16 protein-coding genes and 1 pseudogene are annotated in these 23,471 nt (G+C 40.5%); 11 read left to right on the top strand and 6 right to left on the bottom strand.

All coding sequences use genetic code 11. From position 1 onward, the window contains the following. Positions 1–125: 125 nt before the first annotated feature. From HWQ42_RS29080 to HWQ42_RS29070, 3 genes are all read right to left on the bottom strand, one after another. Positions 126–1,208, bottom strand: coding sequence for a response regulator (locus HWQ42_RS29080; RefSeq protein ID WP_292818010.1), 1,083 nt, complete (start codon positions 1,206–1,208; stop codon positions 126–128). A gap of 1,379 nt (positions 1,209–2,587) precedes the next feature. After that, positions 2,588–3,079 (bottom strand): hypothetical protein, encoded by a 492-nt coding sequence (locus tag HWQ42_RS29075; protein ID WP_292741144.1) that lies wholly within the window; start codon positions 3,077–3,079, stop codon positions 2,588–2,590. Between the two features lie 400 nt (positions 3,080–3,479). Then, the gene (locus HWQ42_RS29070; RefSeq protein ID WP_292818008.1) at positions 3,480–3,791 is read right to left on the bottom strand and encodes a pentapeptide repeat-containing protein; all 312 of its coding nucleotides are present in this window, start codon (positions 3,789–3,791) and stop codon (positions 3,480–3,482) included. 437 nt (positions 3,792–4,228) lie between these two features. Between HWQ42_RS29070 and HWQ42_RS29065 the strand changes: the two genes are divergently transcribed. The 5 genes from HWQ42_RS29065 (at position 4,229) to HWQ42_RS29045 (ending at position 11,385) form a co-directional block, all read left to right on the top strand. Further along, positions 4,229–4,879 carry a hypothetical protein gene (locus tag HWQ42_RS29065; RefSeq protein WP_292818006.1) on the top strand — a complete coding sequence of 217 codons (651 nt, stop codon included), beginning with the start codon at positions 4,229–4,231 and terminating at the stop codon, positions 4,877–4,879. 1,644 nt (positions 4,880–6,523) lie between these two features. Beyond that, the gene (locus HWQ42_RS29060; protein ID WP_292818004.1) at positions 6,524–7,753 is read left to right on the top strand and encodes a sedoheptulose 7-phosphate cyclase; all 1,230 of its coding nucleotides are present in this window, start codon (positions 6,524–6,526) and stop codon (positions 7,751–7,753) included. A gap of 4 nt (positions 7,754–7,757) precedes the next feature. Next, positions 7,758–8,591, top strand: coding sequence for an O-methyltransferase (locus HWQ42_RS29055; protein WP_292818003.1), 834 nt, complete (start codon positions 7,758–7,760; stop codon positions 8,589–8,591). Between the two features lie 59 nt (positions 8,592–8,650). Next, a complete protein-coding gene (locus tag HWQ42_RS29050) occupies positions 8,651–10,048 on the top strand; it encodes an ATP-grasp domain-containing protein (RefSeq protein WP_292818002.1) in 1,398 nt (465 codons plus the stop codon). A 290-nt stretch (positions 10,049–10,338) separates the two neighbouring features. Further along, a complete protein-coding gene (locus HWQ42_RS29045) occupies positions 10,339–11,385 on the top strand; it encodes a D-alanine--D-alanine ligase (protein ID WP_292818000.1) in 1,047 nt (348 codons plus the stop codon). A 321-nt stretch (positions 11,386–11,706) separates the two neighbouring features. Here the strand turns inward: HWQ42_RS29045 and HWQ42_RS29040 are convergent, their stop codons facing one another. Further along, on the bottom strand, positions 11,707–12,183 hold the full coding sequence (locus HWQ42_RS29040; protein WP_292817998.1) for a hypothetical protein: 477 nt from the start codon (positions 12,181–12,183) through the stop codon (positions 11,707–11,709). Positions 12,184–12,597: 414 nt separating this feature from the next. After that, positions 12,598–14,433 (bottom strand): threonine--tRNA ligase, encoded by a 1,836-nt coding sequence (thrS, locus tag HWQ42_RS29035; RefSeq protein WP_292818096.1) that lies wholly within the window; start codon positions 14,431–14,433, stop codon positions 12,598–12,600. Positions 14,434–15,040: 607 nt separating this feature from the next. Here thrS and HWQ42_RS29030 point away from each other — a divergent pair. The 5 genes and pseudogenes from HWQ42_RS29030 to HWQ42_RS29010 all read left to right on the top strand — a co-directional run bounded on the left by HWQ42_RS29030 (position 15,041) and on the right by HWQ42_RS29010 (position 17,625). Continuing rightward, the gene (locus HWQ42_RS29030; RefSeq protein ID WP_292817996.1) at positions 15,041–15,358 is read left to right on the top strand and encodes a DUF2605 domain-containing protein; all 318 of its coding nucleotides are present in this window, start codon (positions 15,041–15,043) and stop codon (positions 15,356–15,358) included. A 310-nt stretch (positions 15,359–15,668) separates the two neighbouring features. Then, a complete protein-coding gene (locus HWQ42_RS29025; RefSeq protein WP_104905415.1) occupies positions 15,669–15,998 on the top strand; it encodes a DUF2973 domain-containing protein in 330 nt (109 codons plus the stop codon). A 205-nt stretch (positions 15,999–16,203) separates the two neighbouring features. Continuing rightward, positions 16,204–16,447 (top strand): annotated as a pseudogene (locus HWQ42_RS29020) (hypothetical protein). Positions 16,448–16,531: 84 nt separating this feature from the next. Next, a complete protein-coding gene (locus HWQ42_RS29015) occupies positions 16,532–16,945 on the top strand; it encodes a RusA family crossover junction endodeoxyribonuclease (RefSeq protein WP_292817994.1) in 414 nt (137 codons plus the stop codon). Further along, entirely contained in the window at positions 16,945–17,625 is a 681-nt protein-coding gene (locus HWQ42_RS29010) for a hypothetical protein (RefSeq protein WP_292817992.1), read from the top strand. The genes HWQ42_RS29015 and HWQ42_RS29010 overlap by 1 nt, the downstream gene beginning before the upstream one ends. 142 nt (positions 17,626–17,767) lie before the next feature. On the opposite strand, the gene HWQ42_RS29005 is transcribed toward HWQ42_RS29010, so the two are convergent. After that, positions 17,768–20,059: an amylo-alpha-1,6-glucosidase gene (locus HWQ42_RS29005; RefSeq protein ID WP_292817991.1), complete on the bottom strand. Its 2,292-nt coding sequence runs from the start codon at positions 20,057–20,059 to the stop codon at positions 17,768–17,770. A gap of 1,307 nt (positions 20,060–21,366) precedes the next feature. On the opposite strand from HWQ42_RS29005, the gene HWQ42_RS29000 reads away from it, so the two are divergent. Beyond that, positions 21,367–23,376, top strand: coding sequence for a DICT sensory domain-containing protein (locus tag HWQ42_RS29000; RefSeq protein ID WP_292817988.1), 2,010 nt, complete (start codon positions 21,367–21,369; stop codon positions 23,374–23,376). Positions 23,377–23,471: the final 95 nt, after the last annotated feature.

Genomic DNA, 23,471 nt, shown 5'->3' with positions numbered 1-23,471 from the left:
ACTAATTAATTTTAACTCATTCAGACAATATTATATAACTATAATGATAGTAAAGCAGATAATATTCAACCTTAAATCTCTAAAATAATAGGCTGTTTAAATTAAGTAATTTTTTTATTAGGAAATTAAACAATATGTTGAAAAATGACTTTTAGTAAATCTCCTTGTTTTAAAGGCTTAGTTAAATAGCCTGATGCTCTGACTATCTTAGCTTTAGCTCTATCTATAAATCCTACTTTTTCTGACACCATAATCACAGGTGTATTTTTAAAATGTGAGTGTTTACGCAGCAAAGAGCAGAGTTCATATCCATCGAGATTAGGCATTGATATATCCAGCAAAATTATGTCGGGTTTTATCCGGATAATCTGCATTAAAGCTTTTAAAGAATCAGTGACTCCGATAACGGAAAAGGTTTGCTCATCTAAATAACTTTTAATAGCATTCAATACCGTAGGACTGTCATCAATACACAAGATTGTGTAGATTTTTCTGTCAGCAGACGGTTGGATGATTTGCTGACCCCTGTGTTCATTAGTATTAATCGAGTAGGCTGATGGCTTATGTCCGTTTATTTTAGGCAACTTTGGCGTAGTTTTGGCTTTAGATTGTAGCTCATTTATTTGGAAAAATTGTGAGGTATGTGATTGATAACTTGATGATGTTTGACGATAAACCGCTTCATTTTGGGGCGTTAAATATCGTTCAACTAATAAACGTAGATTTAGATAACAAAACTTTGGCATATCATCCAGAAAACTCTCAGGAATAAATTCATAACTTCCCTCCTCTAAATTCAGAAAGGACTCTAGAACTTCTAGTGCCAATTGCTCTATCAGCATTGCTGCTTGAGAAGAACTAATATATTTCTGATTGACTAACCAACAAATCGCCAGATAATCTGGGTTCGGTATTGCCTGATTTTCAATACCAGTTTCAAATATCGCCCGCAACTGGTCTTTGATTCCGTCAGGGAGAGTAGAAATTTGCTGACTCAAGCGTTGCAAATTTCTGTAAAGCGGCTCAAACATTTTCTCTGAGTAGCAGGCATAAATTAGTTTCCCCTCATCTACATATATTGACCAAGAGCCTGATGTGCTAAACACCTGTAAACAACCAGTAACCGACTTACCAGTGATTTTTTTCAACAAAGTTAAGGGCTGGAGCTTTTGAAAAAATCTGTATCTACTAATCGGAAGTGTCTTCATTGGGATAGCTTTGGAATAAAATTAACATTTGCAGGCAAAATTGGTGAATTACCTTTTCGGAATTCACCGTGACTTTGTTGAAAGCACTTTTCAGATAAATATAGCGGTCATATTAGAGTTAGTACAGAGATTCCACACCCCCCAACTCTTAATTCACCAATCTCTGTTAAGCTATAATCCACAACTTACAACTAAACCAATTCATGCTACTGACCAATAGCAAAATTGCCCGACTAGTTGCCAGGATATAGTATTTCAAAAATTAGATTGGTTTTCTGTATCTTTAGCTAATCTAGCCAATCTAACAGTAACTCAAGTGCCACACAAAGACCATTGGCTCTCGCCCATCAGTCACAAAAGTATCATTGTTATCCGTATTTTGCAGCCTAAAATTATAGATACTTTAGTTCTCTTGCAAAAGTTTTTTGTTCCTAATCCTAAAGTCTGGAGCGACCAAAATCTACTTTCATATAAATTTAAATGTTTCTCCATCAAGGCTTTTAGGCATTAAGTCCGCGCTGAGGAAGTATGTTTTTATATCCGTGACGAAAGTCGTCGCGTACTTTTTCAAGAAGTTTATTCTTGAGGGTAACTTCACAAGAGAAAAAGTATTATTAAAAACTAAGCATTCCAAAAGTTCAATATCTTACTTAAGTTTGTGATTGTAGAGCAACTCTTAGTCTTGGGATTCGGCAAAATTATCACTTGCACAAGAGAATGGTAAACCTCTGGACAAGAAGGAGTTTGCTGATAATTGCCGCCATGATGGTTTGTGGTGAGATGCACAGGCGACCAAATCAGCAGAAGGGAATCTCTTCATAAGTACTGGAAACGGATTCTAATGTTGTGTGGGGCTAAATAGCCACCCTGCACAAATTGGAGTGACAAATTCAAGAACTTACAGGGAAATTCTTGATTAGTAGTATATACCTGCAAAATAGCTATTTTCAGCTAGATGGTAGATAACAAGCAACATACTCACTAAAACTTAGGTTACTATAATTTTCAAAAAAAGTTAGCAGAAATATATAAACTTCATGATAAATCAGTAAAGTAAACATGAAAACTAATTGATATCATCTTCCAGAAAATTGTTATAAATATTTATTTGTTTAGATGTCCGGGAAAGCTAAAAATCTACAGTAAAAAATAGTTATATGTCTGCTTATTGAATTACATTTACAAAAAACTAAATCATTGTTATGGTAGCAATTTACCCAAAAAATCCCAAGTTTTAAAAATCGTAGGCGTAGCCTGTTATAAATATCGCATTCATTAACCGATAAAATATATGTAGCAAAAAGACGCAAAGAAATTCTTTGCGTCTTTGGCGTGAGATTTATAAGTGGAAATTCTCACCGTTATACTTCTCCATCTACTTAAAATTGCTCCCGCCAGCACCAGTTTAAAAGTGTACCACCAGCTACCAGCTTCACTACTTCTAGTACCCAATAACTACCGTGTAGTAAATTCATTGTAGATGGAATAGCAGCAGCAGCTTCAAATAGGTTGAGTTGAACTCCTATAGCGCACATCTGCGGAGTTAAGAAATAGGTATCAAGCACAGCTATAGTTAGCAGCAGCACAGATAAAACAATACTGCCAATACTCCAATGATATCTGGTTTTGCTCAAAGCTAGTGCCCCAGTCAAGACTACAGCAGCTGATAATAATTCCATCCGATTGAAGTTCCAAAAAATCGTATAGCCTGCTGTCGTAAAACCAGCTTGGCTCATCATCCCAGAAAGATAAAGGCTAGGCATAATTACCCAGTCTAAAACTAGACTAGCACTGAGCCAAAAGCCCAAGGTTAATACGATCGCGGTTTGCCAAATTGGTCGTTTGAATTCTAGGTTAGAAATAGCAGTCATAAAATAATTGCGTGTGTTGTATTTCTTTAGTTTCTAACTTCACCAGCAATTTGACAACTAATATCAACTAACCTTTACAAAGCGATCGCTCTTATATTCTGAAGTCAATACCAAGATTTTTTAAACTAAGTTAAGAAATCTTAAGATTTTATAAAAAGTAATTTAAATAGATTTTGTCTGCTTAGAAATAATCAATTTTTTTCTATCGAAATTAACTTGTCAAGCAATATCGGATGTGAAAGCAGACACTTGAGTTATTTTGTACCTCATATACTTGAAAACTGCTGTATGAAAATTATTATTTGATTAGCTTCCTATTGGCTGATAGAGTAACCCAGAATATTCATCCATGAATTATCTCTGGCCCGACGATAATCCTACCATCACCAACAATAGTATTTTAAAACAAGGCATTGTTAATGTAACCGAAATCACTAAGGTAAGACCCTTTGAGGTTGGCATTTTCAAATGTGGCACCAATTATGTCAGCATCAGTCACATTAGCACCCTCTAAATTAGTACCAATGAACCTAGCCAGGCTCAGTCTGGCATAACTGAGATTAGCCCCACTTAAATTAGCATCACTCAAATTAGCTGCCAATAGATTAGCTCGACTTAAGTTAGCCCCGCTCAGATTAGCTCCACTCAAGTCAGCCTCTTCCAAATTAATCCCACTAAAATCTCTTTCTCCAGCAGCATAACGCTTGAGCAACTCTTTAGCATCGATAACTAAGCTAGATTATGCACATTTAAGATAGTAAGCTTCATCAAAACCTAAAAAATTAAGACACAAATAACTTGAATATTTTTTTGCTGTATGAAATAATCTAAACTTGTTGCTTTTGTTTTATTAACCTTATCTTAATTCTAGACCCTTGTAAATCAAGTGCTTGACATTTAACTTCTTAACCAGACTATCGCTTAAGTTCAAAATAATACTCTTTGCTGCCCAACCAATACTGAAATATGTTTAGTAAATATCTGGGCTGATGCCTAAATGTATGCATATCAGTCAAACGCCCCATTTGTCCTTACGAGTAATCTTTACACGAGCAGAAAAATCATACTTTCATAGCAGATATTTCAGTTATCCAACAACAACACTTAAAAATCTGCAAGAAGTGTCCTAGATAATCAAGGTAGAAACCCATGACAAACTTAGTTCTTCAAAAATCAAGCTATATTCATCAAATCAAAATTTTATTATTAACATTTTTAATAACAATCATTCCATTTTCTTTAATTTCAATATTCCTGCAATTAAAAGCTAAAGTACCTACAGAAGATTTGACAAGAGATCCATCTGCCATTATGAGTATGCCTTTTTATCTGGGATTTTTCTCAAATATTGGTATATTGCTTTGGTGTTCTTCGGCATCAATCTGTCTCTTTAGTTACATAATACTTAAAAAAGATATTAGATCTAAAGAATATTCATCATTCTTTTTGTTTTCTGGGCTAATAACCTGTTTGTTACTCTTTGATGACTTTTTCTTAATTCATGATAGTGTTTTTCCTGATTATTTAAATATTAATGAAAGCGTATTTTACGTAATATACATTGCAATCGCCTCAACGTTTTTTCTTAAATTCAAAACAATTCTAAAGAAAACTGAATTTCTAATTTTGTTATCTGCCATTTTCTTTTTTGGATTATCAATTGTTTGTGACAATATATTTCCTGACATCCATATTGCCATAGAAGACACGTTTAAGCTACTAGGAATTAGTACTTGGTTTACATATTTTACAAGGATATGCCTACAACGCGTAAGCAGACTTATAAGTTTATCACGCTAAAATTTTCATCAATTATTATATGTTTATTTTTTGAATTTATAAATATTAAGATTGTTTAAATTACTTTTTAAATAAATTTTGCCTGTTAGAAATACTCAACTTTTTATATTGTAAAGTCACTAAGCGATCGCACTCACAGATTTCCTCCTTTGACTGCTATCTAGCACAACAGTAACGTTGTCAGATTTTAACGCAGATATGATATAAAAACAGCGTGTCTTCCATGATTTCTTAGACTACACCAGTTGCGATCGCATATCGTAGCAATATTTTGCTATCTATGGGAATTAGTGTGCTTTTGAGTTCATCTGGGTAAATCGCGATCTTTTAGCCGTGAATCATGCCCGCAAAAGTGAAACATTGTATGTACGTGTATCTAGAACCGACAAAGGGACGGATTTCGGGCAACGTAACGCATAATTAAATTCACCAGATGTTTCTTAGATATAGCTTCTGTCTAGAATATCTTGTTGTATAAAATATCTATCTTTAGACATATTTTTTTAGATATCTGGTTATCCAGTACCCTTCGTATGGTGGATTGACTTAAATATATTTACAAATGTTATGATTTATATTATTGTAATGTTATGATTTGTGTTGAACTTTTCAGTTACCAACTAGTAATATATTTGCTGGTTGGTAAGTGAAAAGGCTTAATTTAGGAGTAAGTGAGCTATTTAGGCAAACTTAGAAACCTTTAAGACACACAACCGTTCCTTAAAAAAGTTAAATTTTTGTTACTAGTAACTCAGATATATTTAAATTCTGAAGTTTCAGGAGTTACTGAGGTAAGTATGTTAAATACTGAGCATTAAAATGACTAACAAAGGAGGTATCATACTGGTTTCCTGTATAGAATGCAGTGAGTCATCTTTGTTTTGAGCCATTTTATGGTTTGAGACTAATGCAAAAAACAGCGAGATGAGGATTAATCATGCCTGTAATATCAAATGTCAGCGTGGAGATAGACAGTGATAAACAATATGAGTAGTTTACTAAGATATGAGTTTTACAAAGTCTAACGATCACAAAGTTGTTAAAGACAAACATATTGGAGTTAATAAAAATTCAGGAAACTTCAGTTAAAATTCCTAAAATTCCACTGTTATTCTGAAGCCAAGAAAATATAGCGAGTTTAGTAATATAAGGTTTGAGACTAATGCTAATAAACAGCCAACTAACGATTAATCAGGGTTCTAATCTCAAATTGAAGCTTGGAGATCAACTATATAATCAGTTATCTCGATTAGAATTTTTACGGAATCGTACAGTTGGAAAGCCACTATATTTAAATATAGTGGAATCAATCTGAATTCAGATGAATTTCCCAAAATTAAAGTCAATAATCCCCAGAAGAGGCAGGCAAGTATTATGCCAATATATTGCTAGTGGGGCTAATTGACTTGTTTGAGGTTATGCCGAATTAAAGGTTAACCCATCTACAGAATTTACTCAAATGAATGGTGTTGTTTCATAACATTGCCAGTCAGCAATAGGCGCTAGCTTTTAATTGAAAGCTAACTTTGTCCTGTCTTTTACCTGAAAGGGTAAAAAGCATAGTTGCTTGCTGACATTCATTAGGGTAAATCGCAATTATTACCGAAATTTCACAATCTTTATAATTGGAATAAGGGCAACACAATGAATAAGGTTCAAGCATCATTTGAAGCTACTGAAGCTGCGTTTCACGTGCAAGGTTACGAAAAAATCGATTTTAGTCTTGTCTATGTGAACGGTGCATTTGATATTGAAAACAGAGAAATTGCAGATAGCTATGCAAAATTTGGTCGCTGTCTGACTGTAATTGATGCCAATGTCCATGAACTTTATGGCGATCGGATCAGGTCATATTTTAGACACTATGACATTGAACTGACAGTATTTCCGATCATCATTACAGAGCCAGCTAAAACCCTGGCAACGTTTGAAAAAATTGTTGATACTTTTTCGGATTTTGGCTTAGTTCGTAAAGAACCAGTCTTAGTCGTCGGTGGTGGTCTAGTTACTGATGTGGCTGGGTTTGCTTGCGCTTCTTACCGTCGCAAGAGCAACTATATCCGCATTCCTACCACATTGATTGGTTTGATTGATGCAGGTGTAGCGATTAAGGTAGCAGTTAATCATCGCAAGCTGAAAAATCGCTTGGGAGCATATCATGCACCTTTGAAAGTAATCCTGGATTTCTCATTCTTGAAAACCTTGCCAACGGCTCAAGTTCGTAATGGGATGGCAGAGTTAGTGAAAATTGCGGTAGTTTCTAACTCTGAAGTCTTTGAACTGCTATACGAATATGGCGAAGAACTGCTTTCCACTCACTTTGGACACGTAAATGCGACACCGGAAATTAAAGAGATTGCTCATAAAGTCAACTACGAGGCAATCAAAACCATGTTGGAGTTAGAAACTCCTAACTTGCATGAACTAGACCTTGATCGCGTCATTGCCTACGGTCACACTTGGAGTCCTACCTTAGAATTAGCACCTCAGATACCCCTATATCATGGTCATGCAGTCAATATAGATATGGCTTTGTCTGCAACCATTGCAGCACAACGCGGCTACATTCCAACAGAAGAACGCTATCGCATCCTAGACTTGATGAGTCGTATCGGTTTATCACTCGATCATCCTCTATTAGATGGAGATTTGCTCTGGGATGCTACCCAGTCTATAAGCTTGACACGAGATGGAAAGCTACGTGCAGCTATGCCTTGTCCGATTGGTGAGTGCTTCTTTGCCAACGATCTGACTCGTGAAGAACTTGATGCTGCCCTAGCTGAACACAAACGTCTTTGTGCTAAATACCCTCGTGGCGGAAAAGGTGTTGACGCATACATTGAAAGTCAAGAAGGCAAGCTAGTAGGGGTGTGAAAATATGACGAGTGTTTTAGGACGAGAAACAGCTAGACCGATAACGCCACATAGCATCTTAGTAGCCCAGCTACAGCAAACCCTCAAATTGGCAGAAGAGAACAACATTCCCGTAGAGATATTAGATTCTTTGCGGCAGGGAGTTCAATTAGCGGCGGGTTTAGATCCCTACTTGGATGATTACACCACGCCCGAATCGAGCGCATTGACAGCATTGGCGCAAAAAACAAGCATTGAAGACTGGAGTAAGCGTTTCAGCGATGGTGAAACAGTGCGCCAACTAGAGCAGGAAATGCTCTCAGGACATCTGGAAGGACAGACATTGAAAATGTTTGTTCATATCACCAAGGCAAAGCGCATTCTAGAAGTAGGAATGTTCACCGGGTATTCAGCCTTGGCAATGGCAGAAGCATTACCAAGTGATGGGCAACTTATCGGTTGCGAAGTAGATCCTTATGTTGCTGAATTTGCTCAAGCTTGCTTTAGTGAGTCTCCCCACGGTGACAAAATTGTTGTCGAGGTAGCACCTGCTTTAGAGACACTCCACAAGCTGGCTGCGAGAAATGAAGTATTCGATCTAATCTTCATTGATGCCGATAAAAAAGAGTATGTAGATTACTTCCAGATCATTTTGGATGGTAACTTACTGACTCCCGACGGTTTAATCTGTGTGGATAACACTTTGTTGCAGGGACAAGTTTACCTACCACCCGAACAACGCACCGCCAACGGTGAAGCGATCGCTCAGTTCAACCGTATTGTCGCTGCCGATCCTCGTGTAGAACAAGTTCTGTTACCCATCCGAGATGGTGTAACCCTAATTAGACGCGTGGTGTAGCGAAGTTTGTAGAGGCGTTGTATTGCAACGTCTCTACAATAAACACAAAGGAAAAACTTATGGCACAATCAATTTCTTTATCTCTGCCTCAATCTCCAACATCATCAACGGGTATTAAGGTAAAGCTAGTAGCTCTATTCAAGACTCTCGGTACTCTGACATTATTATTAATAGCCTTGCCGTTCAATGCTTTGATAGTATTGATATCTTTGCTGTGGGGCATTGTGAGTTCGCCGTTTACGAAAAAAGCTATCGTAGCTGCTCATCCTCAGACTATCTTGGTAAGTGGAGCCAAGATGACTAAAGCATTGCAACTTGCTCGCTCCTTCCATGCCGCAGGACACAGAGTTATTTTGATTGAAGGTAACAAATACTGGTTGTCTGGTCATAGATTCTCAAAAGCGGTAAGTCGTTTTTATACGGTTCCGGCTCCACAAGAAGATCCAGAAGGCTATATCCAGGCGCTAGTAGAAATTGTCAAGCGAGAAAAAGTTGACGTTTATGTACCTGTATGCAGTCCTGTAGCTAGCTATTATGACTCTTTAGCAAAGCCTCTACTATCAGAATACTGCGAAGTTTTCCACTTTGATCCAGATATAACCAAAATGTTGGATGATAAATTTGCCTTTACCGATCGGGCGCGATCGCTTGGTTTATCTGTCCCCAAATCCTTTAAAATCACCGATCCTCAACAAGTTATCAATTTCGATTTTAGTCAAGAAACCCGCAAATATATTCTTAAAAGTATTGATTACGACTCCGTTCGCCGCTTAAATTTAACCAAACTTCCCTGCGACACCCCAGAAGAGACAGCAGCCTTTGTCAACAGTTTACCCATCAGTGCAGAAAAACCTTGGATTATGCAAGAGTTTATCCCTGGTAAGGAATTATGCACACATAGTACAGTGCGGAATGGAGAATTAAGATTGCATTGCTGTTCAAACTCTTCTGCGTTTCAAATCAACTACGAAAACGTCGAAAATCCCCAAATCCGTGAATGGGTGCAACACTTCGTCAAGAGTTTGGCATTGACTGGGCAAGTTTCTTTCGACTTTATCCAAGCCCAAGACGGTACAGTTTATGCCATTGAATGCAATCCCCGTACCCATTCGGCAATTACAATGTTTTACAATCACCCAGGTGTTGCAGATGCCTATCTTGGCAAAACTCCCCTAGCTGCACCTCTGGAACCCCTAGCAAGTAGCAAGCCGACTTACTTCCTATATCATGAAATCTGGCGACTAACTGGTATTCGTTCTTGGAAACAATTGCAAACATCGGTTAATACTCTAGTGCGGGGCACTGATGCTATTTACAGTCTTGATGACCCTATACCATTTTTGACTTTGCATCATTGGCAGATTCCCTTACTTTTGCTGAAGAATCTGCAACAACTCAAAGGATGGGTAAAAATAGACTTCAATATTGGCAAACTGGTGGAATTAGGTGGCGATTAAATAATTTGTAATTAAAGAAGAATTCAGTACATCATAGCCGCCTCGTCGCTTGCCTACGGTGTATACACAAGTCCTTTTGACCCCCTCTAACTCCCACTTGGCAAGGGGGAGAACCGGATTGGATTATTTCCCCCCAATGCATCGGGGGGATTAAGGGGGGTAAATCCAGGGTTTGGGCTTCATTACCAACATGTATGTACACCGTAGCCTCGCTTGCGGGGAGGGGTTTTTATAGCCCACTCAACCGAGAATCGCTATATAAATTTTAACAATACATAGGAAGATGAATCATGCCAGTACTTCGTATCCTTCATTTAGTTGGATCTGCATACAATGATTTTTACTGTGATTTGTCACGCCTTTATGCCCAAGACTGTCTCGCGGCAACGGCAGATCGATCGCACTATGACTTTCAAATTGCATACATCACACCCGATCGCCAATGGCGATTTCCTCACTCACTTAGCCCGGAAGATATTGCTGACACCAAACCGATGGCTGTGTTTGAAGCCATAGAGTTTCTAACAGCGCAAAACATTGACCTTGTGTTACCGCAAATGTTTTGTATTCCTGGAATGACTCACTATCGCGCCCTATTCGACCTGCTGAAGATCCCTTATGTAGGCAATACTCCAGATATTATGGCGATCGCAGCGCACAAAGGCAGAGCTAAAGCAATTGTTGAAGCCGCAGGGGTAAAAGTGCCTCGTGGAGAACTGCTTCGCCAAGGAGACGTTCCGACAATTACACCTCCAGCGATCGTTAAACCCGTAAGTTCCGATAACTCTTTAGGGATGGCTTTAGTTAAAGATGTTACTGAATATGACGCTGCCTTGAAGCAAGCATTTGAATATGCTTCGGAGGTAATTGTAGAAGAATTCATCGAACTCGGTCGAGAAGTCAGATGCGGCATCATTGTCAAAGACGGGGAACTAGTGGGTTTACCCCTTGAAGAATATCTGTTAGACCCCCACTCCAAACCCATCCGCAACCATGCTGATAAACTCCAACAAACGGACGATGGTAACTTGCGTTTCGCCGCTAAAGATAATATCAAGTCTTGGATTGTAGACCCTAACGACCCGATTACCCAAAAGGTTCAGCAAGTAGCAAAGAAGTGTCATCAGGCTTTGGGTTGTCGTCACTACAGTTTATTTGACTTCCGCATCGACCCAAAGGGGCAACCTTGGTTTTTAGAAGCTGGGTTATATTGTTCTTTTGCCCCCAAAAGTGTAATTTCCTCTATGGCAAAAGCAGCGGGAATTCCTCTAAATGAGTTATTAATCACGGCTATCAATGAAACGTTGGACAGTAATAAAGAGGTGTTGCAAAATTAATCGTGAATTTCTCGGCATAGGTTTTCCTGCTTGTAATTAATTTTGTTTATCTAATTACTTAGTGGTTGAGACTGCGATCGCTTAACTATTTGCTCTAACGTTTGTAATAAAAATCTGACCTTTCACGTCATATAGAAAAGCTAACGCTAAACCTGAGCAATGAGCAAATTTCATTACTAGGGAATGGAAGCGAGGTTTTCTAGATAAAAGTGAAAAGTCAGATATTGGAATGAGTGGAAAAAGAGATTGTATTTGTCTTACCGCCAAGTAGAATCAATGCTCAGTTCACCTGGAACTAAGCTTAATAAATGGGCGGAGGAATTAACCACGACCCCAGTCGCGATCGCGCTCATAACGACGGTTATTGTCATAAATGTTGCGAAGGTTATTATCGCGTTCATAGCGACGATTGTTATCGCGTTCATAACGACGGTTATTGTCGCGGTCATAGCGGCGATTATTGTCACGGTCATAGCGGCGATTGTTATCGCGGTCATAGCGGCGATTATTGTCGCGGTCATAGCGGCGATTATTATCGCGTTCATAACGACGGTTATTATCGCGGTCATAACGGCGATTGTCACGAATGTTACGCAGGTCATTCTGACGGTCATAGTCATCATTTCTATGGTGACGACTCTGAAGTTCATAGTTACCATCATCATTGCGTTGATAACTATGGCTATCTAACTCAGCAAGATAAGATGCTGGTGTATTAGCATCAACTTTTGGAGAAATAGCCAAAGCTGATGCAGATGCTATCAAACCAGCCAGCAAAATAGAGGTAAAGCGGTTCATAATGTTAGTCAAAAATTATTGACATTAATTTATGCAAGTCCAGTCTGTTTAGGAAGAGCAGATTCCACAAGTCTTTAAATCAATCCTAACAGTCTTGAATAAATCAGAAAGTTTTCTGGGGTGCGGTGATTGAGAAAAGTTTTGTTGTCTGCGATACTTTCTGACCTTCCAAATCCCATGAAAAGTTAAAATTAACATGAGTATTTGAACTGGATAAATCCACCTTTGAACTCCGTTAACGAGTCTTTAATACTTGTGAATTCACCTCATAACTTTGGCAACGACAAACTTAGGGTTTCAGCCTGCAAGTAGAACGCGATCGCACCCTTACCAAAACCTACCAGCTAGCTAATGCTCCAATCTACGAAAATAAACGCACACCAATTATAATTAGTGTGCGTCTGCGGTTAGATTTTAGAAATTATCGAACTTAGCGATCGCATCCTTCATCTTATCTACCACCTCATCGACAGGGATAACTCCCAATTCCCCAGAGGCGCGGGTACGGATACTCAAGGTGTTGGTTTCCACTTCCTTGGCTCCTACCACTGCCATCACGGGTATTTTTTCTTTCTCTGCATTGCGAATCTGTTTACCCAAGCGATCGCCACTGGTATCAACTTCTGCACGGATGCCCAAGGCTCTCATTTTCGCCACCACATCTTTCGCAAAGTCTAGCTGCGTATCACCCACTGGCAGTAATCTAGCTTGCACTGGCGCTAACCACAAAGGGAAATCCCCTGCATATTCTTCAATTAAGATCCCAATCAACCTTTCCAGCGAACCAAAAGGCGCACGGTGAATCATCACTGGACGTTTGCGAACCCCATCTTCAGCGACGTATTCCAACTCAAAGCGTTCTGGCAAATTGTAATCAACCTGCACAGTTCCCAATTGCCACTCCCGTTCTAAGGCATCACTAAAGATAAAGTCAAGTTTGGGCCCATAAAAAGCCGCTTCTCCAATCCCTTCAAAGTGTTCCATCCCCAAGGTTTCAACTGCCCGGCGAATCGCACCTTCGGCTTTATCCCAAACCTCATCAGAACCGATGTACTTATCACTAGCAGGATCGCGGAAACTGAGTCTAGCTTTAAAGTTCTTCAGTTGCAGCTTATTGAACACCGACAAAATCAAATCCACCACACTGAGGAATTCGCTATCTAGCTGTTCTGGGGTAACGAACAGGTGAGAATCATCCACAGTAAAACCGCGCACCCGTGTTAAACCGCCCAATTCGCCTGATTGTTCATAACGGTAAACAGTACCAAATTCCGCCAAGCGCATCGGTAGTTCGCGATAAGAGCGCAACTCACTCTTATATATTTGGATATGGAAAGGGCAATTCATTGGCTTCATAACAAAGCCCTGTTCCTGTGCAGCCGATTCCTCATCGTCTGCCATCAAGGGGAACATATCTTCTTTATATTTCTGCCAATGTCCAGAGGTTTTAAATAAATCTACTCTGGCAATGTGAGGTGTGACTACAGATAAATAACCCCGTTTTATCTGTTCTTGCTTCAGGAAGTCTTCTAAAGTACTCCGTAACAGAGTGCCTTTGGGTGTCCACAAAGGTAAACCTGGCCCTACTAAATCAGAGAATATAAATAATCCCAGTTCCTTACCCAGTTTCCGATGATCTCGCCGTAGCGCTTCTTCTTTGCGTCGCTTATATTCAGCGAGTTGTTCTGGGCTTTCCCAAGCGGTGGCGTAGATGCGTTGTAATTGGGCTTTAGTTTCATCCCCACGCCAATAAGCGCCAGCAACGCTTTCTAGTTCAATTGCTTTCGGGTTTAATTCACTGGTATTTTCCAGATGAGGTCCCGCGCACAAATCCCACCATTCATTACCCAGGTGGTAAATTGTGATTGGTTCGTTTTTGATATCTGCCAGAATTTCTAGCTTGTAAGGTTCCTTAATTTCCTGAATCCGGCGTTCGGCTTCTTCACGGCTGACTTCTTCCCGAATTACTGCCAGTTTGCGATTGATAATCTTCGCCATCTCTTTCTTGATGGTTTTGAGATCGTTTTCGCTAAATGGTTCTGGATTGTCGAAGTCATAGTAAAAACCGTTTTCTATCCAAGGGCCGATTGTAACTTGTGCCTTGGGAAACAGCTTTTGTACTGCCATTGCCATTACATGGGAAGCAGTGTGGCGAATCTTTTTTAAGTTCTCCGATTCGCTGGTACGCGGTAAATAGATTTTTTCAACTTGTTCTGACTGTTGTGATTGATTTGATGAATTTGGCGACATTGGCTGCTGAACCGTTGGCGAGGTGATTACAAAAGGTGATTTATCTGAATCTGTAGGCTTATTCAACTATAACGACTTTGGTTAAGTAGTCATTTGTCATTTGTCATTGGTCATTGGTGCATACCCTATCCCTTGCAATCCCATGAGTAGTTCAACAAAGTTCACTGTAAACTTGCTTTGACCGTGGGCAGAAAAATTTTTTCTTTCATCGGAGTAATTCAAACTATGTTACAGAGTGGGCGTGCTTTCTCTTGGACTAATGGCTAATGACTCTGCGTAGCGATTTGATTCTCAGTCCTGAATTTTGACTCCTGAATTCTTCTTCAATCCAAAGATAAAGATAAATTTTTGATTTGTTACCTGAGTCTCGAATTCAGGATCACCCGCGATCGCTAAATTATCTTATGAATTGCCACTTGATGTCATATATACCTATAGATGCCTGTCCAAAGGCACTGTACAAACCAGATATCAAGACTATATAATAAATTTTGTGCCCTTTGTTACAAATTTTTACATCTGGGAATTATGAGAAAAATCAGATAAATGTTAAGAAACGTAAATAACGTTAATATTAGTAAGCAAGTTTGAAATATCCCTTTCATTTATGCCAGACTCAAATTTACCAGGGACTGAGTTGTTCAAAACGGTTTTAGATCCGCTGCTAGAAGATTTTCAGCATTGGTTTACGCGATCGCGCCATTTACTCGAAACTGAGGAACTATCATTTATGAGTCACCAAGAGCAATCTGACTTGCTCTTGCGGGTCAAGCAAGCGCAAGATGAACTAAGTACGGCAAAGATGCTATTCAATGCAACTGATAAACAAGTCGGAATTGATATGGCAACGTTAATGCCTTGGCATGAATTAGTAACAGAATGCTGGAATGTCGCAATGCGCTTTCGTCAAGGACGTGAAGTCTAAGCGCTAAATTTCAGCAGACTACTTAGCGATGTCTCAAGACTAGCCAAGGAAGCGTCTACGCAAGATGGCAAATCATCAATCGTTAAAGAAATAGTAAAAAATTCTTAAGAATTTCTTAACATTATCTGGATTAACAAAATAATGTATCCTATGCTACCGTAAGTGGAATAACGGTTGACAAATAGCTCCATATAAATGTAAGCGCATGAAGAGTGCGTAGAATACTCGTCTTAACTGTCAGTCACAGTATCGGCGAAACAAAGCGTTACAAAATAAAGTTTAAAAAATTCCTGTCCTGGAGGAAAATCCAATGTTACATCTGCTTTACATTCTTGCTTTTACAATCCTTGCATTTATAGCTGTTGGCAACTTAATTCGTAACCTGATTATGTTCAGTTTTGATCGGGAACGAACTTACCCGACGAATTCCTCGCCAATGAATAATCAAGGTAACTATGGTTATTATTCGTCAAAGAAACAGTTTGTACCCCATCCAGAGTTATTAGATAGCGCTGGAAACTTAATTAAAGAGCCACTTTTGGTAATGCGTTCAATTAACGTTGAAGATGCGCGTCAACATCTTGATGCACTTTACGAAGCATCCCCAGGACATAAAAGAGAAAATTCCGAAGAAGCGTAAAAAAGTTAGGAGTTAACAGTTAGGAGTTTGGATGTAAATGATTGTTGTTTTTACATCCTTAATTTTTTTTAGTATAAATTTATTACCATGCTTAAATTTGGGGCGATCGCGTCGGTAGGCTGGTAAGTTAACATTGTGTTGTCCACTTGGCGCAGGTTTAAGTTGCTATGAGTGACAAAGAAGCCGTTATTGAGTTGGTACAACAATCACAATTCGCATTCCCGAAGATGTGATTGAGGATTTGAAGCGAGTAGCACCATTGTTAGGGTTTTCTGGTTATCAGCCATTATGTTCGTGCTTACATCGGACAAGGACTTCGAGCTGATCTTGAGCGACTTGAAGGAGATACTGTTTCTACGTTGATTGCCAGCCTAAAACGGCATGGTGTGAGTGATGAGATAATTCGTGAAGCACTCAGCGAAGCTACTGGGCGACACAGCAACAGTTAGTAATGGCAGTATCACGAGTTATCTACTTGTGTTTGAGGTTACTAGCATAAAATAATAACCTGCGATCTATTATTTAAAAGTGTATTGACCAGATTTGAGTTCATAGTAGATGGGCCACCAGTATCACAACAGGCTCGTAAGCGCGGTAAGGGCAATCGGCTTCAAGATTGGAAAAAGACAGTGAGACAAGAGGCTGAAAAATATTGGTCTTCGGAACAAAAAACAGCTGCTGGGTTGGTTATGCTCCAGATAACCTATTTCTATGATTCCGATCAAATAGATGTAGACAATATAGTGAAGCCTATTCAAGATGCAATTAAAGGATTAGCCTACGTCGATGATAATCAAGTAAGCGATCTCCTAGTTAGAAAGAGGAATTTGTCAGGTAACTTTAGAATAGAAAATATGACCTCGACATTGGCAGAAGGCTTTGCCTGTGGCAATGAGTTCTTACATATTGTCGTAATTAATGCTCCTAACCAGGAGGTAATTATTTGATGGAAACTTCAACCGCAAACTTAGAAAGAGAGCGATTGCTGAAACTAGCAGAGGAGTATCGTGAAAAAGGTTACGAAGTTTTTTTTCATCCAAATCCAGAAGACTTGCCTGGCTTCCTTAATAACTATCGCCCTGACATGATAGTACGTCGGGGAGAAGAAAATGTAGTTATTGAAGTTAAGTCACGCTCCTCACTTAACTCTTCTTCTAATCAATACTTAGGTAATTTAGCTCAAGCGGTAGAAAAACATCCCGGTTGGAGATTTGAATTAGTAATGACCAACCCGGAGGATACAACGTATTCTCTGAAAGCAGAGGCTTCTCTTCAAGAGCATGAAATAGAATCACAGTTGCAAGCAGCAAGGCAACTTACAACGCAACATCCAGAATTAGCTCTCCTATATTGCTGGTCTTTAGTAGAAGCAACTTTGAGACTTATTGCCCAAAAGGAAGAGCTAAGTTTACAAAGATTTGATCCACGCTACTTAGTAAAGGAATTAGCAACTGAAGGTGTAATTTCAAAATCTGAGTATCAGTTACTAATGAATGCACTCCCATTACGCAATTCTATTGCTCATGGCTTCAAAACTACACAAGTTACGCAAAATACTGTATTTGAATTGATCGAGCTCACAGAACAGCTATTGAGAACTCTACACACTGGCGATGAAGCAGGCTAACACTGTATCGGTTGGAGCAGATGGTAAGACAAACCTAATCGTGAATTTCAGGTCATGCTGCCGAGCGATGTCTACGACGGGCTACACCTACGCACCAACCATAAAATAGGGAGTGGTGAATTTCCTACTCCCTACTCCCTTCCTAAGCTTCGATAACTACCCGTAAATTACCCCGTTTTTTCGCAACGCGACAAGCAGTCGTAGTCCCAGAACGCTCGAATTCCAAATCGAGGATGGTGGGGCCGACTCGCAAATTATGAAATGACAGGCGATTAATCGATTCTGGCAAAGCGGGGTCGATTATTCGCAAGCAGTTATTTTGAGCATCAGGCACCAAGTTAACCATCATTTGCAGTAGTTGAAAAACACTACCCGTAGCCCAAGCTTGGGGAGTGCAAGCAACCGGATACTGTACAGGAGCATTATCACCGTTTCGTTCGTAGCCGCAAAAAAGTTCGGGAGGACGTTGATAGGGTTGCTGCTGAGTCATATCGAATAAACCTTGGAATATTTCTAAGGCTTGATCGATAAGACCGAGCGATCGCAATCCCATTGCAATCAGAGCATTATCATGGGGCCAAACCGAACCAATGTGATAACCCATCGGATTATAAGCGGGTGACAAACTACTTAGAGTCCGAATGCCCCAACCATTAAACATATCTGGTGCCCGCAACCGTTCTGCTACACTATGAGCTTTTTCGTCTGTGAAGAGTCCCAAATGCAGACAATGACCAGGATTTGAGGTAATACTGTCTACTGGCTTACCTTCTCCATCCAAAGCCAGGGCGCAGAAATCTTGGTCTTCCACCCAAAAATCTCGATTAAACCGAACCTTAAGATTTCTGGCTTCTTCTTGCCAACGATCTGCCAAATCAAGCCGCTTCTTCATCCTAGCTATTTCTGCTAGACGCATTTTTGCAGCATAGACGTAAGCTTGTACCTCACAGAGGGCAATTGGCCCGTTGGCTAATTCTCCCTTACGGTCTACAATACAGTCGCCAGAATCTTTCCAACCTTGGTTAGCAAGACCGCGTTTCGATGTACGGAAGTAGCTGAGGTAAGTGGTTTCTTTGGTATTGCGATCGATCCACTCCATTGCAGCTAGAGCATTGGGCCAAAGTTGCTCTAGGAGTTCTCCATCGTGAGTCCAAGCATAATGTTCGGCATAGAGCAGCAGCCACAAGGGAGTGGCATCAACAGTACCGTAGTAAGGTGTATGGGGAATTTCTTGACAACGAGCCATTTCTCCCAAACGTAACTCGTGCAAAATCTTACCCGGTTCTTCTTCGCGCCATTCGTCGTCAATCTTGCCTTGGTATGTCGCAAGTAATATCAGAGTTTCCTTAGCGATTTGCGAGTTTAACATCAGGCTTTGAGAAGCTGTAATCAGCGAATCTCGCCCAAATAATGTCGAAAACCAAGGTACCCCAGCGGAAACAGTCTTATGCTTACCAAAAGACTGGCGCAACAAATACATATCTTGTTCAGCCCGCTCAATCACTCGATTGAAGGTACTCTTATCTGAGCTAATGCGGGTAATTTGTTGTACCCAGTTTTGCTCCTCCATCCACTCAGCAGCTTTCGCTTGTCCTAATGTCGTGGCGGCGCTCACGGTTGAGCTGGACTGGTTGTTTCTCAACATATTCACTCGGTAGCCCAGCTTTTGAGTTTCGTGAGAAGCCAACTCTAGCTGCCAAACCGCAGTGTAACCCTTGAAATAGTCTGGTTGCCGATGTTGGAATAGAATCCGGGATTCCATCACTGAGCCATCCAGACCTTGATAGGCCAGTGTTAAGGATTCTTCTCTAGAGGCAGATGGCTCTTTAGGTACTGGTGCAACGCCATCGACAGGAGAAAATGTTCCTTCCTCAGTCATCGGTTCTACTAGGCGTAAAAGCCGACCTCGTTTTTCTCTGTCATAGCCCCGGACTTCAAATAAATCAACAAAATCCGCATCAAAGCTGATGGTTAGTTCAAAATTGACAGTAGTTGTGCTGTAGTTAGATACTTCTATTTCTTCAAATAGTGCCCCATTCAGCACGATTTCTCGGCGAATTCCGATAGTCTCGGCTTTTAGACGTTCGTCGATTCTGGGGGTAGTACACAAAACTGAGAGTGAAAAGCCTTTCTCAGCAGTACTACTGAGGAGTACAGGCGATCGCCCTTCAATTTGTAACTCCAAGCGATTGAGAAATCTCGTATCACAACAAAACAGTCCCATACTGGGATTGCCTTCGTTGAGGGAACAGCCAGAAATATTCCCGATAGTATCTGTCACAAAAAATAAATCATCATCTTTAACCGTTAGTGTCGGTTGCGATCTTTCTGCCACAACACAAGGCCACTCCGGGATCGGTAATTGTTCAGCAGGAATAAAAGTTTTTCCATCCAGAAAAATTTTTTCTGGGGTCATTAGCGTATCCGGTGTCATTAGCCAAAGTTCCGTGTACAGGTCTATATTTGTGTGGTCTTTTGAGTAGAAATCTCTTACCCAAGAGGCAGAGAGAAAGAAGAAATACCCTTTTGCTTTGAGACAGAGCAACTAAATTTATTTAGATCGAAAAAAGAAAGATTTGTGTCGAGACACGTAGTGCAAACAAAGAACAGCGTATCGTAGAGAGACACAAGATTCGGATTCAGGTCAGTTATCTGGCGCTGCTTTTACAGTGCTTTCAAGTAATTGATACACTAAGCTCCCCACTCCATACTCCCCGTCTCAGTCGTAGTCTAAATATCTGAAAATCGCTGTAAGTATTGGGTTTTCCTTTTAACCCCATCTCTTTGCTTTTTGTTCATCCTCACAATTTCCGAAAAAAAGACGCTCTTTAAAACTCGTTTGAGCTATTCTAACCAAAATAATCCTGATATATTGCTGACAAAATAGCAGCGCTTATATCTATATAAACAAATCTTGTTGAAGGATGCAGAAGGACGTTCAGCGAGCGCTCAATCGAGCCGCGGCAGGCGACAGGTAAGACTGCCCTGTCTACGACACGCTGCGCGAACAGCAAGAACTGTCTTTCTTTGATAAATTTATATTTTATAAGTGTGAGGTCAAGAGTGAAAACTGAAGATTTTGAGATATTTGAGATAATTTATTAGTCGTTGAACTTTCAAAGACACAAGATATATAGTATACTCAGCAAAAACTTGAAACTGCACAGTTATTTGTTGAACATAGATAAAATTTATTTAGTATACGATTTTGTTTTAAATAATCTTTGATATTTGATTAGACTAATTTATGATAATTAATTGATTAAGTTTAATAACTAATTATAGATTAAGTTATGTAAATATCGCAGTCACGATTTTTGGCTAAGAAAATTTATTTAGCGAGCAGAAATCAAGGTCGGCAAAGTAGCGATGTCTACGACAGGCTATTTTACCGACGTATAGACTGTAAATCGATCATCCGTGGTTCTTAGCGAACACAGTAGTTAAAACCATACAAGGATAAATGTTTTAGTACTTACTCCTGAAAGATTTTACCTTTGCAAGCAAAAGCATCAGTTGTCGAGAATGTATGTATATTGGGCGTAATAGGTTGTCAATCAACAAATCAAGTGTACCCACGCCCCTTAGTTAGTAACAAAGTGTTGCGACTGCTTTGGCGAAAAGCGCTTTTTAGCGTTCTTTACATATTGCAGCTGTCTATTTAACTTGAGAGTCCCTTGGAATTTGTACAATGCAGCTGTGACGTGGATCTGATCGAGGTTGAGCGTTTAACAATAATTCATGAGCATTTCGACTTCTGTGCTGAGTGATCTGCTAAAGTCCTTACCCTACTTGCGGCCCCAGCTATATTTTAAGGCTTCACTAACGGCGCTCTCCCACGCGATGGAAGATCAAGTTTTGGCTGCGACTTTAGCTAAACCCCTTGTAATTGCTAGTTTCCAGCGAGAGCGATTCTACCGCCAAGAAGCTCATCGCTACCAGCGACTTGCTTTGCGAAGTAATCAAATATACGTATTATCTGCTCCAGAAACGGATTTCACCAACAGTTCGGAACACTACGAAAAAGTGGCTTTTGAGCCAACGGATGGCTTAAGTCAGGAGTGGCATTTAGTAGTGATAGCTGACAATTATGCTACTTGTCTGGTTTGCCGAGAAAACCTTGGTTCTCTTGCCAAAAACAAGCAACTACCGGAACTAAGCCCTAATCTGGATATAGACACAGCTCGAAGATTTGAGGGAATTTGGACATCGGAAAGAGGGGCTAGCCTCAAAGCAGCCGAATTACTGTTAGATAGGGTTTTGGTTTACAGACCAGAACTGACAAATAAAATTCAAGAGGCACGTCAGAGGTTTGGCATTGGGGAGCCGCGAAACTACTCTGGAGCCGAACAGGTAAACGAGTATGCCTGTGATATTGATACAGATCCCTTTGTGCAGCGCTTAGTAACTTATTTGCAAGCTAGTCAGTACAAATTGCACAAAGCTTACCGTTCTATTGCTGCCCAGGCACGAAAAGAACGATTAGTCAACTCAATTAGTACTGCCATTCGGCGATCGCTCGATCCTCACGAAGTTCTCCAGGTGGCTGCACAAGAATTAGGACAACACCTAGAAGCTTGTCGCTGTTTAATTTACCGCGCTCAAGCCACAGATAGCCAAGCCATAATTGAACACGAGTTTTTGAATCCCGGTGTTTTATCTGTTTGCGGTCAAACCTGGGAGTTAGAGAACAATTCCCTATTTCGGGACATCGTGGAACAAGGCGAAGGTGTTTGTGTGAGCGATACGCTGAGTGACCCCCGTGTTACCAAGTCGCCAGGACTTTCCACGATCGCCAAAAAGTTTGCCATTCGTTCTTGGCTGATGGAACCAGTATTCTATCAGGGGCGATTATTGGGGATTGTGGAGTTACATTACTGCCGGATGCCACCCCATGAGTGCCAACCTGGGGAATTGGATTTGGTAGAAGCGATCGCTACCCAAGTAGGAGCAGCCCTCATTCAAGCGGAAGCTTACGCTAACCTAGAAGAACTTAACCAGCAGCTAGAAGCCCTAGACCGCACCCGCAGCAACCTCATAGCCATCACCGGACACGAACTACGTACTCCCCTATCCACAATTCAAGTGTGCCTAGAAAGTCTCGCTACCGAGCCGGATATGCCTTTGGAGTTGCAACAGGTGATGCTCAACACCGCTCTTTCCGACTCAGAGCGGATGCGAAAACTGGTACAAGATTTTCTTACACTTTCCAACTTGGAAAGCGGCCGGGTGGAATGGCATCCAGAATCCCTCACCTTACAAGAATGTGTGGATTTAGCACTCAGCCGAAATCGCACGCGTTCCTCAATGGAAAAGCCGCCTCAAATCAAGACTCAAATTGCCGAAAACCTACCTTTAGTAAGAGCTGACGGTGATTGGCTAGTCGAGGTACTGGCAAAACTCATGGACAATGCTTTGAAATTTACGCCGCCCCAAGGAGAAATCACGATTAAAGCGATTTACAACAGCCGTCAAATGGTCGAGGTGACTGTAGCTGACACTGGACGCGGCATTGAACCAAATCGTTTAGAAGTAGTTTTTGACCGCTTCTATCAAGAAGAAGGAGCGCTGCGCCGCACCACTGGCGGGACTGGACTTGGTTTAGCAATTTGCCGTCAAATTGTTAATGGCTGGGGTGGGCAAATTTGGGCAGAGTCAACTGGTAAAGACCAGGGTAGCCAGTTTCACTTCACCATCCCGATTGTTCAGAATAGCCAAGAGGAAAAGCGGACAAAAGTCAAGAGTAAATAGGCATTGGGCATGGGGCATTGAAAAGAGGCAGAGGGGCAGGGGAGCAGAGGAGAAATAATAACTCCTAACTCAGCACGGGCTAAACGCCCCGCTAC

The organism is Nostoc sp. JL23, from assembly GCF_017115065.1.
GTDB lineage: Bacteria > Cyanobacteriota > Cyanobacteriia > Cyanobacteriales > Nostocaceae > Nostoc > Nostoc punctiforme_A.
The sequence above is the reverse complement of the archived record's forward strand: the minus strand, read 5'-3'. Positions and strand labels throughout refer to the sequence as shown.